The sequence below is a fragment of the Pseudoduganella guangdongensis genome (genome assembly GCF_009857475.1).
GTDB classification, from domain to species: Bacteria; Pseudomonadota; Gammaproteobacteria; order Burkholderiales; family Burkholderiaceae_D; genus Rugamonas; species Rugamonas guangdongensis.
The window spans coordinates 94705-110625 of record NZ_WWCJ01000009.1 but is presented as its reverse complement, the minus strand read 5'-3'; the positions used below and the strand labels follow the sequence as shown (position 1 = coordinate 110625).

14 protein-coding genes are annotated in these 15921 nt (G+C 65.6%); 5 read left to right on the top strand and 9 right to left on the bottom strand.

The annotated features are described in order from the left end of the window. Complete coding sequence (locus tag GTP41_RS14235; RefSeq protein WP_161026229.1) at positions 1–540, bottom strand: GNAT family N-acetyltransferase; 540 nt, start codon at positions 538–540, stop codon at positions 1–3. Beyond that, complete coding sequence (locus tag GTP41_RS14230) at positions 540–893, bottom strand: hypothetical protein (protein WP_161026228.1); 354 nt, start codon at positions 891–893, stop codon at positions 540–542. The genes GTP41_RS14235 and GTP41_RS14230 overlap by 1 nt, the downstream gene beginning before the upstream one ends. 120 nt (positions 894–1013) lie before the next feature. Between GTP41_RS14230 and GTP41_RS14225 the strand changes: the two genes are divergently transcribed. From GTP41_RS14225 to GTP41_RS14215, 3 genes are all read left to right on the top strand, one after another. Next, positions 1014–1448, top strand: coding sequence for a DUF411 domain-containing protein (locus GTP41_RS14225; RefSeq protein ID WP_161026227.1), 435 nt, complete (start codon positions 1014–1016; stop codon positions 1446–1448). Positions 1449–1518: 70 nt separating this feature from the next. Further along, positions 1519–2331, top strand: a complete 813-nt coding sequence (locus tag GTP41_RS14220; protein ID WP_161026226.1) for a ferritin-like domain-containing protein — start codon at positions 1519–1521, stop codon at positions 2329–2331. A 62-nt stretch (positions 2332–2393) separates the two neighbouring features. Further along, on the top strand, positions 2394–3860 hold the full coding sequence (locus GTP41_RS14215; RefSeq protein WP_161026225.1) for a DUF4832 domain-containing protein: 1467 nt from the start codon (positions 2394–2396) through the stop codon (positions 3858–3860). 9 nt (positions 3861–3869) lie between these two features. Here GTP41_RS14215 and GTP41_RS14210 read toward each other — a convergent pair whose 3' ends face one another. Continuing rightward, on the bottom strand, positions 3870–4247 hold the full coding sequence (locus GTP41_RS14210) for a GFA family protein (protein ID WP_161026224.1): 378 nt from the start codon (positions 4245–4247) through the stop codon (positions 3870–3872). A gap of 62 nt (positions 4248–4309) precedes the next feature. Between GTP41_RS14210 and GTP41_RS14205 the strand changes: the two genes are divergently transcribed. Beyond that, a complete protein-coding gene (locus GTP41_RS14205) occupies positions 4310–4639 on the top strand; it encodes a hypothetical protein (protein ID WP_161026223.1) in 330 nt (109 codons plus the stop codon). A gap of 100 nt (positions 4640–4739) precedes the next feature. Here GTP41_RS14205 and GTP41_RS14200 read toward each other — a convergent pair whose 3' ends face one another. Then, positions 4740–5624: a hypothetical protein gene (locus GTP41_RS14200; protein WP_161026222.1), complete on the bottom strand. Its 885-nt coding sequence runs from the start codon at positions 5622–5624 to the stop codon at positions 4740–4742. Between the two features lie 117 nt (positions 5625–5741). Further along, the gene (locus GTP41_RS14195) at positions 5742–6221 is read right to left on the bottom strand and encodes an Lrp/AsnC family transcriptional regulator (protein ID WP_161026221.1); all 480 of its coding nucleotides are present in this window, start codon (positions 6219–6221) and stop codon (positions 5742–5744) included. Positions 6222–6346: 125 nt separating this feature from the next. On the opposite strand from GTP41_RS14195, the gene GTP41_RS14190 reads away from it, so the two are divergent. After that, on the top strand, positions 6347–9802 hold the full coding sequence (locus tag GTP41_RS14190) for an indolepyruvate ferredoxin oxidoreductase family protein (RefSeq protein WP_161026220.1): 3456 nt from the start codon (positions 6347–6349) through the stop codon (positions 9800–9802). A 79-nt stretch (positions 9803–9881) separates the two neighbouring features. Here the strand turns inward: GTP41_RS14190 and GTP41_RS14185 are convergent, their stop codons facing one another. Genes GTP41_RS14185 through GTP41_RS14170 form a run of 4 tightly spaced genes read right to left on the bottom strand, consistent with a single transcriptional unit; the run spans position 9882 to position 15847 of the window. Beyond that, complete coding sequence (locus GTP41_RS14185; RefSeq protein WP_161026219.1) at positions 9882–13040, bottom strand: efflux RND transporter permease subunit; 3159 nt, start codon at positions 13038–13040, stop codon at positions 9882–9884. A gap of 9 nt (positions 13041–13049) precedes the next feature. Next, positions 13050–14258 carry an efflux RND transporter periplasmic adaptor subunit gene (locus GTP41_RS14180; protein ID WP_161026218.1) on the bottom strand — a complete coding sequence of 403 codons (1209 nt, stop codon included), beginning with the start codon at positions 14256–14258 and terminating at the stop codon, positions 13050–13052. Continuing rightward, complete coding sequence (locus tag GTP41_RS14175) at positions 14255–15472, bottom strand: TolC family protein (protein WP_161026217.1); 1218 nt, start codon at positions 15470–15472, stop codon at positions 14255–14257. Before GTP41_RS14175 ends, GTP41_RS14180 begins: the two co-directional genes overlap by 4 nt. 54 nt (positions 15473–15526) lie before the next feature. Beyond that, a complete protein-coding gene (locus GTP41_RS14170; RefSeq protein ID WP_161026216.1) occupies positions 15527–15847 on the bottom strand; it encodes a hypothetical protein in 321 nt (106 codons plus the stop codon). Positions 15848–15921 lie beyond the last annotated feature (74 nt).

Here is a 15921-nt window from a genome sequence, read left to right as displayed (position 1 = left end):
TCAAGTTTGCGGGCGGCGCATCACGATTGCGGGCAGCTGCGTGCCGTCGCTGGCGGCGAAGTAGGCGCCGATCTCGCCGATCTCGACGAAGCCTTCGGCGCGGTAGATGCGGCGCGCGGCTTCCCACTCGGGGTTGACGATCAGGATGGTGCTGCGCAGGCGCGGGTGGCGGGCGAACATTTCGGCCAGCGCGTCGCGGAACAGGCGGCGCCCCCAGCCGGTGCCGCGCGTGGCCGGATCGACCACCATGGAAGAGACGTAGACCTCTTCCCCGTTGGCGTCGTGCGTGTCGGCGGCAGCATGGTCGCGTGCGAAGCGGGCCGCGTCGACGCCGTTTTGCAGAGGCCAGAATTCGGCGCACAAATAACCGTACAAGCGCCCTGCTTCACCGGCCAGCACCCAGCAGCCTTCCGGCGCGGCGCGCAAGCGCTCGGCGAAAGTGTGCTCGCTTTCCTGGATGGCCTGGGCGAAGCCGGCGCGTTCCAGTCGCATGATTTCGGCCAAGTCGGCCGCCACCACCTGGCGCAGGACGTACGGCATTACTGCTGCTTAGGGCAAGCCTGGGCCACGCTGCGCACGCGGAACGAAGCGACCGTGTCGCCTTCGGTCACGACCTTCAGGCAAGTGCCGTCGTACGAGACGAAATAGTGGGTGCAATGGCCGCTGACCGCCTCGCAGGAACGCAGTTCGGGGAACTGGCCTTGCAGCTGGCGCTCCCACTCCGAACCGGCGTTGCGATGGTCGGGACGCCAGCCGGCATCGATCACTTCCTTGCGCGCCTTGGCGTACTTCACGCCAACCAGGGTGTCCCACATGCCGGCCGCTTGCGGTGCGGCCGTTGCTACGCTGGCGCCGAGGGTCAAAACGGCTGCCAAAATCTTAATTGCATTCATGAATAATTTATTTATATTATTAAGAACTAAATCAATTATGCCATGAGGCAACAGGCACGGATAGCGTATTTTGATCCAGGTCATGCCCGCAACGGCGCCGCATGTGGCACCATGCTGGGCATGAAGATCCGTAAAACACTCCTGGCCGCGATGCTGGCCATGCCGGTGCTGGCCCTGGCGGCCTCGCCTGTCATTAACGTCTACAAGAGCGCCACCTGCGGCTGCTGCGAAGGTTGGGTCAAGCATTTGCGCGCGGCCGGCTTCAAGGTCGAGGCGCACAATGTGGAAAATCCGTCCGATACGCGCGAGAAAATGGGCATCCCCGACCGCCTGGGTTCCTGCCACACGGCGGTGGTGGAAGGCTATGCGATCGAGGGCCACGTGCCGGCTGCCGAAATCAAGCGCCTGCTGGCCGCCAAGCCGAAAGCGAAGGGCCTGGCGGTACCGGCCATGCCGCTGGGTTCGCCAGGCATGGAAGGCCCGCGCAAGGATCCATACGATGTGCTGCTGGTGATGCCGGACGGGACGACCCGCGTCTACCAGCACTACAAATAAACTTTGCCGGCAACGGCCAGGCAGCGCGCCCTCTTGCACTATACTATCGGCCCCTGCCTGGAACCGAGAAATGCAAGCACAGTCCGAACTTCGCAGCCTGGCGCTGCACTGCCTGGTCGAACCCGATCCCGCCGCCAAGACTGCCGCCGTGGCGGCCATGGGCGCAGCCTGGGACAAGGGTACGCTAACGCTGGACACCGCCGCCGGACTGGCCGCAACGGAGGCCGCCATCCCAGGCCGCCCGGCCCGCCCGGAACTGGTGGCGCCGCGCCTGGTGGGGCGCCGCTCCATGGCCACGGTGGAGGGCCGCGCCATGCTGGTACATGCGCTGGCGCATATCGAATTCAACGCGGTCAACCTGGCGCTGGACGCCATCTGGCGCTTCCCCGGCCTGCCCGCGCAGTACTACAGCGACTGGCTGCGCGTGGCGCGCGAGGAGGCCTACCACTTCTCGCTGCTGGCGGCGCACCTGGCAACGCTGGGCAGCGCCTACGGCGACTTCAGCGCCCACGACAGCTTGTGGGAGATGGTGTCCAAGACCACCGGCGACGCCATGGCGCGCATGGCCCTGGTGCCGCGTACGCTGGAAGCGCGCGGCCTGGACGCCATCCCGCCGCTGCGCGCCAAGCTGGCGCAGGCCGGCGACGAGGCGGCGGCGGCCATCCTCGACATCATCCTGCGCGACGAGATCGGCCACGTGGAAATCGGCAACCGCTGGTACGGCTACCTGTGCGGCCAGCGCGGGCTGGACCCGATCGCCACTTACGGCGAGCTGGTGGTGCAGTACAAGGCGACGGTGCGCGGCCCTTTCAATATCGAAGCACGGCGCCAGGCCGGCTTCAGCGAAGAAGAAATGCAAGCCTTGTTTTACTACATTAAGTAATTATTGCCAGCGCGCGGCACGCGCACTATAGTTTCCCGACGCCAACATCCTGGGAGAGCCCCATGCCGCGCCTGAACCTCCTGCTTGCCGCCGCCCTCCTCGCCGCCAATGTGCCGGCCGTGGCCGCCCCCAAATCCAGCAACAACTCCGGCTGGACTGCCCTGAACGCCAGCCGCAGCTACACCGCGCTCCCGCTCGCCAGCGACGACACCGTCAATCCCCTGCGCGGCTACTACCGCTGGCAAAACCAGGAACTGGTGCCGCAAGCCGCGCCGGCCAAGGACTCCTATCGCCGCTATTACTGGAAGGACGTGGAAACTGCCGAAGGCCAGTACAACTTCAGCCCCATCCTGGCCGACCTGGCCGCTGCCAAAAGCCAGGGCCGCAAGTTCGCCTTCCGCCTGCGCATGATGGCCGGTTACGACGACAACCAGCTGTACGCCCCGGCCTATATCGTCAACCACGCCAGCTGCACGGCTGGCTGCGGCTTCTGGGCCGACACCGATGCCGCCGTGCCGGGCCTGACCTTCATCCCCGACTGGAACGACCCGTGGCTGCAGCAACGCTCGCGCGCCATGCTGGCCGCGCTGGCGGCCGCGCTCGGGCCGAACAACCCCGACATCGCCTGGATCGACGTCGGCATGTACGGCCAGTACGGCGAATGGGCCATGCGCTCCAGCTCCTATGCCAACGCGCCGGCCGGCATCAGCGCCGCCAGCAACGCGAGCAAGCGCGAATTCGCCAGGATGCATTTCGACGCCTTCCCCAACCAGCAGCACGTAATGTTCATCCCCTACGCCAACAAGGACGCCATGACCTACGGCATGCTGGAGCAAACCATCACCAGCAAGCCGGTCGGCCTGCGTGCCGACTGCCTGAGCCGCTACGGCTACTTCGACCAGTGGACCAACCGCCCGGCGGAATGGGCCGCCTTTGCCAGCCAATGGCACAAGGCGCCGGTGGTATCGGAGTTCTGCCCCTTCAGCAGCGGCGACGCGCAGAACAATCCCGCCACCGCGCGCCAGCAGGCAGCCCTGTTCCACGTTTCCCTGGTCAGCAACGGCAACTTCCAGACCCACCTGCCTGATGCCCAGCGCTGGCCCGGGCTGACGCCGGCCGAACAGAATGATTTGCTGATGCTGGGACGCGAATCAGGCTACCGCTATGCGGTGGCCAGCAGCACCGTCACCTTGACCAGCAACGGCGGGCTCACGCTCACCACGCAGTTACGCAACGACGGCAACGCGCCCGCCTACGAGGCCTGGACCGTTAAAGTGGAATTGGTGAACAGCGCAGGCGCTGTCGCGTGGAGCGCGCCGACAGCGGCCAACCTGAAATCGCTGCTGGGCGGCGGCGCCAGCGCATCCTGGCAAAACAGCTGGACGCTGCCGGCGCTGCCGGTGGGCGACTACACCCTGCGCCTGGTGGCACGCGATGGCAGCGCAGCGCCGCGCGCACCGATGAAATGGACGATCACCGAACGCGCCGCCGACGGCACGCTGTCCGTGGCAACGCTGCGCCGCCGCTAAGCCGTAGCCTCAACCCTTCGGCAGCCAGCGCGGCTTGGACTCCGGGTGCAGCTCGTGCTGCACCGGTCCGGAAAATTCAGGCTCCATGGTGCCGAGGGTGACGGCGATGCGGTCCGGCGTTTGCGTGCTGCGCCAGGTCAGCGTGGAGCCGCACACCTTGCAGAAGCCGCGCCGCCCATGGTCGGAGGAATGGTATTCCTGCACCAGGTCGGCGCCCTGCTCGTAGCTGAAACCAGCGCTGGCCACATTGGCATACGTGCCGGACGCCGCGCCATGCTGCTTCTGGCACATATGGCAGTAGCAATGGCTGGCGCCGCGCAAGGATTTTTTGTCAGCCTTATAGGCCACGCCGCCACACAGGCAGCTACCGCGAAAATAGTCCGCCATGCCGCAATCCCCAAATGAAGGAAATTCTATATCATGTAAGCAGCCACCCTTGGGAGACGCTCATGACCACCGACGCGCTGCCTTTCCGCACCCTGCTCTACCGCTTTATTTTCTTCGACTGGCTGTTCAAGGACGTGAGCGCAACGCGCAATGTGATCGAACGCCACGCCGCATTGCAGCACAATAAATATATGAGCCGCTACCTGCCGGTCTACTTCCGGCGCTGGACGGTGATGGCCACCTTCGACTTCGGCCTTGGCTTCCTGTTTGAGCGCGCGCTGCAGGCGACCATGGTGTCCGCCTACTTCTTCACCTGGTCATGCCTGACCATGGCCGGCATGGTGGTGATTGCCGCCGCCTGGATCTTCCTCACCTTTGGCAGGCTGAGTTGACCGAAAATTGTGCAGTGCCATTTTTCGAAACGAAATCAGCAACTTAGCGCGCCGTGCGTTTCCTTGTTAACAGACTTTTCCACAGAAACCGTTAACAACTTCAGCCGAAGCGCGCGACGAATTCCTTGAACAGGTCTTCCACCAGCATCTCATATTTGGCGAGTTCGCCCGGGCCGTCCGGCGTTTGCCAGTCATTTTTCCAGGTCACCTTGCCGCCGCTGGGCAAATCGATGCGCGCCATGACTTCATTGTGCGGCGCATATGCGGCCGCGATGCCCCAATAGAAATCGCGCCGCAGGTTGCGCCGTACGGTGCTCAGCGCAAAATCGACCAGCACCGCCTCCTCAATCACGCAGACAGCGTGGCCCTCAATCTGCCCCGGCGCCGCATAGCCCGGCGTGCCCAGCTTGAACTCGAACTCCCGGGTCGAGATCGACGCGTGGCAGAACTCCACGCGCGCTTTAAAGCCATAGGCCGTGGCAATGCGCCGCACCAGCGACGCCATGAGGAAACACACCGCCCCGTATTTGTGCAGGTGAACCCAGCCCATGTCATGGAAATGGTCGTACATGGTTTCGACCAGGTGGTGCAGGCGGTGGTCGTGCACGTCCGCATACAACTGGCGCAGGCGCAATTCCTTGCGCGGGATGAAAACGCTCTCGAATTTGGACTGGTACTGCTTGAGCAAGTCCATGAAACGCTGCGTCGGCACGATCCGCACGCTATCGCTCGCGCTGTCGGCAACCGCCTCCAGCAGGCCCGCCTGGACCATGCCGGCAACGCCTTGCCGGACTTCGGATTCGGAATGCGGCAAACCCTTACAGAGTTCGCCCAATGTCATGACATTGTCGCTGAAACAGTCGTTGCCAATTTTCAGGAAGAGGTCATACCCCACCATCGAACCCGACAAGGGAATATGCTGGACCAGCCAGTTCCTGATGTCGGCCACGTCTTGCAATAAAGATGGTACGCGCTCGATTTGCATGTGGCCCCCTCAATGAAACTTATAAAGCCCCAGGAGTTTGCTGCATCTGCACATGATAATTCAAGCGTGCGCGTGTTGGTGTTTGTAAGGGAATGTAACTAAGGGTTGTACATATGATTACAAGAGTGGCGAGGGTCGCATCAGTACTTGCTTTAACGCAATACTCGATTTGATGTGGGCCACGCCGGGGATGCGGGTCAGCGTGCGCGTCAGGAAATGCTGGTAGCCATCCAGGTCCGGCACCACCACGCGCAAGGTGTAATCGGCATCCCCCGTCATCAGGAAGCAGCTCATTACCTCCGGCGACAGCGCGATCTGCTCCTCAAAACGCTGGATAACCTCCTCCGACTGGTTCACCAGCGTCACCGCCACGAAGACACTGACCTTGCCCGCCAGCCGCCCCTCATCCAGCTGCGCCACATAGCCCTTGATATAGCCGCCCTCCTCCAGCTGGCGCACCCGGCGCAAAGTCGGCGTCAGCGACAGCCCGATTTTCTCCGCCAGCTCGCTCCAGGCCATGCGGCCATCGCGCGCCAACAGCTGCATGATTTTGCGGTCAGTTTTGTCCGGCCCGGCCTCGTTAGTGAAATTCACCATTATTTTTGGCTTTGATAGTTAAATTCGACCAATGATCGCATAAATCACTGGCAATTTCAGCGACATTCGCTCAAAGCCTTGCCTTAAGATTTTCGCACTAAAAAACCACAACGAGACACCCCGCCATGCAAGACACGATGTTCCTCAGCGGCATCCAAGCCCTGGTCCAACTGCCCATGCTGCAACGCCGCCGCGACCTCGCCGCCGGCCTGAAGACAGCCGGACTGGTTTCCGGCTACCGCGGCTCCCCGCTCGGCGCCTACGACCAGCAATTATGGAAAGCGTCCAAACAACTGGCCGAGCACGACATCGTGTTCCAGCCCGGCCTGAACGAAGACCTGGCCGCGACCGCGCTGTGGGGCGCGCAAATGCACAAAGCCTACGGCGAGACCAAGGTCGACGGCGTGTTCGGCATCTGGTATGGCAAAGGCCCCGGCGTAGACCGCACCGGCGACGTGTTCCGCACCGCGAACATCATCGGCACCTCCGCCCTGGGCGGCGTGCTGGCCGTATCCGGCGACGACCACGCCGCGCAATCGTCGATGTACCCGCACCAGACCGACGGCATCTTCCACGCCGCCTCCATCCCCGTACTGCAACCGGCCAATGTGCGCGAAGTCATGGAACTGGGCCTGGCCGGCATTGCCATGTCGCGCTACTGCGGCTTGTGGGTCGGCCTGAAAACCATCGCCGAAGTGGTGGAAACCGCCGCCACCGTGACGCTCGACGCGCTCCCAAGCTGGCGCACGCCCGACATCGCCCTGCCGCCGCATGGACTGAACTGGGACCCGAAACTGGCCTGGCCCGCCCAGCGCGCCGAACTCGAACGGCGCCTGCTGGAAGAACGCCTGCCCGCCGCCCGCGCCTGGGCGCGCGCCAACGGCATCGACCGCAGCATCATCGCAGCGCCGCAGCGCCGCTTTGGCATCATCACCGTCGGCAAAGCGCACCAGGACTTCATGCAAGCGCTGGACGACATGCAGCTCACGCGCGACGACCTGGCCGGCATGGGCATCTCCGTCTACAAAGTGGCCATGAGCTGGCCGCTGGAAACCGACGGCGCCAGCGCCTTCGCCGCCGGCCATGAAGAAGTGCTGGTCATCGAAGAAAAGCGCGCCAACGTCGAAACGCAGCTGAAGGACGCCCTGTACGGCCTGGCCGTGCGGCCACGCATCACCGGCAAGGCCGACGATACAGGCGCCGTGCTGCTGCCGGAAATCTCCGAATTCACCCCGCTGATCGTCGCCCGCGCCGTTGCCCGCCGCTTCGGCGACGCCCTGCCCGTGCTGCGCGAACGCCTGGCCGCGCTTGATGCGAGCGCAGTGCCCGTGCCCGCCGCCGTCATCCCCGTGCGCGCGCCCTACTTCTGCTCCGGCTGCCCGCACAACAGCTCCACCAAGACCCCGCAAGGCTCGATTGCCGGCGGCGGCATCGGCTGCCACGTCATGTCCCTGGCCCAGCCCGAACTGAAGACCACCACCTTCTCGCAAATGGGCGGCGAAGGGCTGCAATGGGTCGGCGCAGCACCGTTCTCCGGCACCGGCCACATATTCCAGAACCTGGGCGACGGCACCTACCAGCATTCCGGCCTGCTCGCTATCCGCGCCGCAGTCGCCGCAGGCACCAACATCACCTACAAGATCCTGTACAACGACGCCGTCGCCATGACCGGAGGCCAGGCCGCCGAAGGTGTGATCGACCCCGCCCGCATCACGCGCCAGCTGCATGCCGAAGGCGTCGCCCGCATCGTGCTGGTCTCCGACGACCCCGAGCGCTGGCACAGCGCCAATGACAGCGGGCTCGCACCCGGCACCGCCATCCACCACCGCAGCGAACTCGATGCCGTACAGCGCACCCTGCGCGAAGCCGCCGGCGTCACCGCCATCGTCTACGAACAGACCTGCGCCGCGGAGAAGCGCCGCCGCCGCAAGCGCAAAGCCATGCCCGACCCCGACCGCCGCCTGTTCATCAACGAACGCGTATGCGAAGGCTGCGGCGACTGCTCCGTGCAATCGAACTGCATCTCCGTCGAACCGCTGGAAACCGCCTACGGCCGCAAGCGCAAGATCAACCAGAACGCCTGCAACAAAGACTACTCCTGCGTCAGCGCCTTCTGCCCAAGCTTCATCGACATCGAAGGCCCGCGCCTGCGCAGGCCCGAAACCGAACGCCTGCAAGCGCTCGAGGCAGAACTCTCGGCCGCCCTGGTCGCGCCGCAAGTGCCGGCGCTGGACCGCCCCTTCAACGTCGTTGTCGCCGGCATTGGCGGCACCGGCGTGCTGACCACCGGCGCCGTGCTGGGCGGCGCCGCCCACGTCGAAGGCAAAGCCTCCACCGTGCTCGACTTCACCGGCCTGGCGCAGAAAAACGGCGCAGTGGTCAGCCAGGTACGCCTGGCCAACGACGCTGGCCAGATCAGCGCCGTGCGCATCGGGCAAGGCGCAGCCGACCTGCTGCTCGGCGCCGACATGGTGGTCGCCGCCGCCGCCGACAACGCCGCCCGCCTGTCCGCGACGCGCAGCGCCGCCGTCCTGAACCTCGACGAAACGCCGACCGCGCAAATCGTGCGCCAACGCGACGCCATCCAGCCCGTCTCGCTGATGCGGGCACGGATCAAGCAACGCTGCCAGGAAGGCCGCTTCCACACCCTCCACGCCAACGCCCTGGCCCAAGCCCTGTTCGGCGACACCGTGGTGGTGCACACCTTGATGTTAGGGTTCGCCTGGCAGCACGGCCTGGTGCCGCTGTCGCTGGAAGCCATCCAGCGCACGATTGAATTGAACGGCGCCGCCGTCCCGCTCAACCTGAGCGCCTTCAAATGGGGCCGCATTGCCGCCTGCAACCCCGGCCTGCTGGAACGCGTACGCAATGCACCGGCACCGGTCGCCATGGACGCCCTCCGCCTGGACGAACTGATCGCCGCCCGCGTCGCCGACCTCACCGCCTACCAGGACGCCGCGTACGCCGAGCGCTACCGCGCCCTGGTCGCCCGCGCCATCGAAGCCGAGCAAGGCGCCGCCCCCGGCCAGGAAGAATTCGCCCGCAACGTCGCCATCAGCGCCTACCGCCTGATGGCCTACAAGGACGAATACGAAGTCGCCCGCCTGTACAGCAGCGAAGAATTCCGCGCCAGCTTGAACGCCCAATTCTCCGGCCACGGCAAGGTCTCGATCTGGCTCGCCCCGCCCCTGCTATCGCGGATCGACCCCGCCACGGGCCGCCCGCGCAAGCGCAAGTTCGGCCCCTGGATCTTCAGCGCCATGCGCCTGCTGGCGCGCGGCAAAGGCCTGCGCGGCAGCGCCCTCGATCTGTTCGGCTACACCGAAGAACGGCGCGCCGAACGCGCCATGATCGCCCAGTTCACCCAACTGATCGAACAGGAATGCCAACAGCTCGACGCCAAGCGCTACCCCGCCGCACTCGAGCTCGCCCGCATGCCGCAAGAAGTCCGCGGCTACGGCCCAGTCAAACAGCAAGCCATGACCGCCTATCAAGCCAAACTCAGCCATTGGCAAAATTCGGGGTCAGGTCTGACAATCGGACACGCAGCACGTTCGATTGAGAATTCTCAATACGCGTAAGAAAAAAGTCCGCTAGATGCGGACTTTTTTTTGTCGTAAATGCGCTAGCAGAAATTCGGCTAGCGCGGCTTGCGACAGGTCAATCGTGCGCACCGGCTGTCCGATTGTCAGACCTGACCCCGAATTGGTTCGCGAGCTGGTAGAGCAGCGGGAGGAGGAGGAGGGTCAGGGCGGTGGAGGACAGGACGCCGCCGATCACGACCGTGGCCAGGGGGCGCTGGACTTCGGCGCCGGTGCCGGTGGCAATCGCCATCGGGACGAAGCCGAGCGAGGCGACCAGCGCCGTCATCAGCACTGGGCGCAACCTGACCAGGGCGCCTTCGCGCACCGCTTCGGCCAGCGGCCGGCCTTGCTCGCGCAGGCTGCGGATGAAGGAGATCATCACCAGGCCATTCAATACGGCCACGCCGGACAAGGCGATGAAGCCTACCGCTGCCGATATCGACATCGGTATGTCGCGCAGCCACAGCGCCAAGATCCCGCCCGTCAGCGCGAAGGGGATGCCGGTGAATACCAGCGCGCCGTCCCTGGCGTTGTTGAACATGAGGAACAGCAGCGCGAACACCAGTGCCAGCGATGCCGGCACCACCACCTTCAGGCGCTGCGCGGCATTCTGCAGGTTTTCGAACTGTCCGCCCCACGCCAGCCAGTAGCCGGCGGGCAGCTTCACGCCTTTCAAAATCGCCTGCTGCGCTTCGCTGACGAAGGAGCCGATGTCGCGGTCCTGCATATTCACCGTGACCACCACGCGCCGCTTGCCTTGCTCGCGGCTTAGCTGGTTGGGGCCGGGCGTGGTGTCGAAACTGGCAATTTCGGCCAGCGTGACGAAGCTCGGGCGCGCGCCTTCGCGCTTGGGCAGCGGCACCGGCAGGCGTTTGAGCAGCTCGATGTCGGCGCGCAGCGCTTCCGGTAGCCGCACCACGATGTCGAAGCGGCGGTCGCCTTCGAACATGGCGCCGGCTTCGCGTCCTGCGGTGGCGGTGGCGATCAGTTCCTGCACTTCGGCGATGTTGAGGCCGAGCCGGGCGGCGCGTTCGCGGTCGACCTGGATCTGCAGCATCGGCAGGCCGGTGGTCTGTTCGACTTTGACGCCGCTGGCGCCGGGGATCTTCTCCAGGATGGCGCCAACTTCGGCGGCTTTGGCGTTCAGTACTTCCAGGTCGTCGCCGAACACTTTCACGGCGACGTCGCTGCGCACGCCGGAGATCAACTCGTTCACGCGCAGCTGGATCGGCTGGCTGAACTCATAGCTGTTGCCGGGCAGTTGTTCCAGTGTGGCGCGAATGGCGGCCAGCAGCTCTTCGCGGCTGCGCTTTGGCTTGGGCCAGTCTTGTTCCGGCTTCAGCATGATGTAGCCGTCCGATATGCTGGGCGGCATGGGGTCGGAGGCGATTTCGGCAGTGCCGGTGCGGGCGAATACGGTGGCGATTTCGGGGAATTTGGCGACCAGCGTCTTTTCGATCTGCTGCTGCATCTGCACCGATTGCGCGAGGCCGGTGCCGGGGATGCGCACGGTGAGCACGGCGAAGTCGCCTTCGTTCAGGTTGGGCACGAACTCGGTGCCGAGGCGGGTGGCCAGCAGCACGGAGAGGGCGAGCACCAGGCCGGCGGCGGTGAACACCACGGGGCGATTGGCCATGACGTAGTCCAGGCAGGCGCCGTAGCGCTGCTTGGCGGCGTGCATGAAGCGCCCTTCCCCTTCGCGTATGGTGCCGGTCATGAACAGGGCGACGGCGGCGGGGACGAAGGTGATCGACAGCAGCATGGCGCCCAGCAGGGCGGCGACCACGGTGAAGGCCATGGGGTGGAACATCTTGCCTTCGATCCCGGACAAGACGAAGATCGGCAGGTAGACGATCATGATGATCAATTGCCCGAACAGCAGCGGCCTGCGCGCTTCGTGCGCGGCGGCGAAGACTTCGGCGAAGCGTTCGTCGCGGGTGAGCGGGCGGCCGGCCAGCTGCTGCGCGTGCGCCAGGCGCCGTACGCAGTTTTCGACGATGACCACGGCGCCGTCGACAATGATGCCGAAGTCGAGGGCGCCCAGGCTGAGCAGATTGGCGCTGACGTTGTTGGCGACCATGCCGGTGAAGGTGAACAGCATCGACAGCGGAATCACCATGGCGGTGATCAGGGCGGCGCGCAGGTTGCCGAGGAAGAGGAACAGTACGCCGATTACCAGCACGGCGCCTTCCAGCAGGTTGCGCTTGACGGTGTCGATGGCTTTTTCAACCAGCACGGTGCGGTTGTACACGGGCGTGGCGCTGACGCCGGCCGGCAGGCTGCGGTTGATTTCCACCATCTTGGCGTCGACGGCTTGCGCGACGGCGCGGCTGTTTTCGCCAATCAGCATGAAGACGGTGCCCAGCACGACTTCGCGTCCGTCGCGGGTGGCGGCGCCGGTGCGCAGCTCGGCGCCAATGCCCACCGTGGCGACGTCGGTGATGCGCACGGCCACGCCTTCGATCGTGGCGACGACGATGTTGCCGATGTCGGCCACGGATTTGACCTGGCCCGGTGCGCGCAGCAGGTATTGCTCGCCTTCCTTCTCAATGTAGCCGGCGCCGACGTTGCCGTTATTGCGTTCCAGCGCTGTCACCACGTCGGACAGGTTGAGGCCATACGAGGCGAGTTTGGCCGGCGTGGGGGCGACCAGGTACTCCTTGTCGTAGCCGCCGATGGAGTTGATCTCGGTGACGCCGGCGACGTTGCGCAGCTGCGGTTTGATGATCCAGTCCTGGATCTCGCGCAGGTCGGTCGGCGTGTAGGGCGTGCCGTCCGGCTTGCGGGCGTCGGGCTTGGCGTCCACCGTCCACAGGTAGATTTCAGACAGGCCGGTGGCGATGGGGCTCATGGTCGGCGTCAGACCGGGCGGCAGCTGCCCGCGCGCGTCCTGGATGCGCTGGCTGACCAGGGCGCGCGCGAAGTGGATGTCGGTGCCGTCTTTGAACACAACGGTGATCTGCGACAGGCCGTAGCGCGACAGTGAGCGCGTTTGCTCCAGCTTGGGCAGGCCGGCCATCAGCGACTCGATCGGGAAGGTGATGCGCTGCTCCACTTCCAGCGGCGAGTAGCCGGCGGCGGCGGTGTTGATCTGCACCTGGACGTTGGTGATGTCGGGCACGGCGTCGATCGGCAGCTTTTTATAGTTCACGGCGCCCAGCACTGCCATGGCGGCGACGGCGAACATGACGAGCCAGCGGTGGCCTATGCAGGCCCGGATGATTTTAGTTAGCATGGCCGCTCCTTAGTCTTCATGGGCGGCGCTGCCCTTGCCCTGCTCCGCCTTGATGGTGAAGCTGTGGGCGGCGGCGTATTGGACGTCCTTGCGCAGGCCGGAGGTGATTTCCACCAGCTTGCCGTCGGAGCGGCCCAGCGTGACCGGTACCGGCTGGAAGCCGTCCTGCACGCGCTGGAACACGACCTGGGTGCCGTTCAGGGTCTGCAGCGCTTCCTTTTCGACGGCGACCGGCACTTCGGCGGCGCCGGTGACGATGTCGACGTCCACGAACAGGCCGGGGCGCCAGGCCAGCTTGGGGTTGTCCAGCACGACGCGGGCGCGCGCGGCGCGGGTCTGTTCGCCGATCAGGGCGCTGACGAAACTGACCTTGCCTTTCACGGCGGCGTCGGAGGCGGCGGAGTGCAGCACGGCTTCGGTATCGACGCGCACGATCTCCAGGTCCTTGGCGGGCACCACGACTTCGGCCCAGACCTGGCGCAGGTCGGAGACGGTGAATACCTTGGTCTCGGCGCCCACGGCTTCGCCGACGGCGATGTGCTTGTCGACGATCAGGCCATCGAAGGGGGCGCGGATTTCCAGGCGGTTGAAGGGGCCGCGTCCGGAGCCGGTCGCGCCCAGCGCCACCAGCTTCTGGCGGGCGTTCTGCACGGCGATGCTGGCTTCCTGCCATTCGTGCTCGGCTTTCAGATAGTCCTGGCGGGCGGAGACTTTGTCTTCCCACAGCTTTTTCTCGGACTCGTAGACCGCGCGCGTGAGAGCTGCGCGCTTCTCGGCGGCGGCCAGGCTGCTGCGCTGCTCGGAGACGTCGGCGCTGGCGACAACCGCCAGCAGGTCGCCTTTGCGCACTTGCTGGCCGAGGTTGGCCTGCACTTCCTGCACGATGCCGTCCACGCGCGGGGTGACGTGGGCGGTGCGGTCTTCGTTCAGCTTTACTTCGCCCGGCAGGCGGACGAAGGTTTCCAGGCGCGCGGCGCCGGCAGTGCGCAGCTGGATGTCGGCGGCGGCGATTTGCGCATCGGTGAAGGGGATCGCTTCGGCGTGGGCGGGGCGGCCTTCGCCGCCGTGCCCAGCGTGCTCTTTGCCATGCTCCTCGCCGTGCGCTTCGCCGGCCTTGCCGGCGCTGGCGCCGATGCTGCCCCAGCCCAGCACTGCGCCGGCAAACAGGGCGGCCACGGCCACCATGGCCGCGATCATGGTCTTTTGACGCTTGTTCATTTCGATTCCTTGATATCCAGGTTGCCCACCAGGCGCGAAAGGTCGGCCTTGGCGCGGTAGAAGTCCGACAGCACGCGCAGGTGCTGGGCTTGCGCCTGCACCAGGGTGCGCTGGGCATCCAGCACTTCCACGTAGTTGAATTTGCCGGCTTCAAAGCCTTTCAGTGCGGCTTCGGCGGCGTAGCGGGCGCCGGGCAGCACGTCTTCGCGCACCAGGCGTTCCTGTTGCAGCGCGGCCTGCATGCGCGCGTGCGCTTGCTGCGCTTCGGCACGGATGCGCAAGCGCGTAGCTTCCAGCTCGGCGCGCGCCTTGTCGGCGCGACGCTCGGCGGCGAGGATCGCGCCCTGGTTGCGGTTGAACAGGGGCAGCGGGATGGAGAGGCCGACGATGTTTTGCCGCACGCGCTCGCGTTCCGGCCCTTCGCGCTTGCTGCCGACGATGAGCGACACATCAGGCAGGCGCTGCGCGCGTTCAAGCTTGAGTGCGGCGCTGCCGGCTTCCACTTCGGCGGCGGCGCGCTGCATTGCGGGGGCGGCGTCCACCAGGGCTTGCAGCCGCAGGGCGGAGGCCTCGGGCGCGCCGGGGGCGGCAAGGCTGCCGATCGCGCGTGCTTCGCTGCCCAACAGGCTGGCCAGCTTGATGCGCGCTTCGTCCAGTTCCTTTTGCGCGGCCACGCCTTCAATGCGCCAGTTGGCCTCCGCCACGCGCGCCCTCGCCTCTTCCACCGGCGATACCTTGCCGGCCTGGACGCGGCGCGCGGCGGCATCGCTGGAGCGGCGGCCGCTTTCGCTGACCTGCGCCGCCAGCGCCACGTGCTCCTGCGCCAGGTAGGCGGCGTGGAAGGCGGCGGCCACTTCCGCTTCGATACGGGCGCGGCCCGCCGCCAGGTCCAGCGCGGCTGCGCGGCTGTCGGCGCGCGCGACGTCCATGCGCGCGCCGCGCTTGCCGCCCAGTTCGAGCGGGATGGCCAGTTGCACGGTGGTCGAGCCGCCTTCGCTGGCGCGGCCTTCGCGCACGTATTCCAGCGCAGGGTTGGGCAGCAGCGCGGCTTGGCGCCCGGCGGCTTCTACGGCGCCGGCTTCCAGCGCCAGCGCCTTTAATTCAGGGTTGTCCTGGCGCGCTTGGTGCAGCGCATCGGCCAGGGTCAACGTTGGTTGCGCCCATGCGGGGGCCAGGCAGGCGGCCGCCAGCAAGGGGATGCAAAGTCTTTTCACGAGATTGCTCCTTGATGATTGAAACGGAATGGCTGCACGGGGCAGCCGGGTCAATCACCAGGGCCAGTTGGGACGCGGGGGGAGATCAGGTATGAAGGAATAGATCGGCGGCTCGGGCGGTTGCACCGGGGCGATCGATACGGCGAGCGGCTTGCTATCTTCCACCGTCGCGACAAAGGGCGCATGGGAGTGGTGGCAAAAGTCGCAAGCGGTGCAGCAGGAACCGTCGTCGCCGGCATCTTCCGTGGCACCGGCGACATGCTCGCCCGCTTGCGCAACCTTGGCGGCCACGCAGCAGCTATCGGCCGCCGCCAGGGTGACCTGGACCGGAAGCAGCATGAGCAGCAGGATGACAAGGAAGCGCCGGATATTCATAGCGCTGCCATTATAGCAAGCGATGCCGCGCTGCGCTCGCCAGCGGGAGTTTGGTTGATCCAGGTCATGGATCG